The organism is Rhizobium ecuadorense (assembly GCF_001187535.1).
GTDB lineage: Bacteria > Pseudomonadota > Alphaproteobacteria > Rhizobiales > Rhizobiaceae > Rhizobium > Rhizobium ecuadorense.
In genome coordinates this window covers 1-284 of record NZ_LFIO01001585.1, presented here as the reverse complement: position 1 = coordinate 284, position 284 = coordinate 1, and the positions used below count along the sequence as shown (strand labels likewise).

The window sequence follows — 284 nt, the reverse complement described above, 5'->3', positions numbered from 1 at the left end:
GCAGTAGGAATACTGGATTTCGGCATAGTTCAGAACGCGCCGGAACGGCTCGTTCGTATCGACTGCGCGGGATGCAAGGTCGATAATCCCACTGCGATAGTCAGACATGACAGCCATCTCGCCATGGGAAATCTCGGGGATATTGAGGCCCGCATGGCTGCCGCCATCGCTGCGGCTATGAGCAGAAGCGCTTCCGGCAACCACACACAAAAAGGCGGCCGTGATTAACGCCGCCGACCGGATTGGTGTGGTTCTGCTGCTTTTCATACTCGCTCGAAAAAGTC

Annotated in this window: 1 pseudogene; it reads right to left on the bottom strand. The window is 56.3% G+C overall.

From position 1 onward, the window contains the following. Positions 1 to 267 (bottom strand): annotated as a pseudogene (locus AF337_RS32655) (hypothetical protein); the annotation flags it as partial. Positions 268 to 284: the final 17 nt, after the last annotated feature.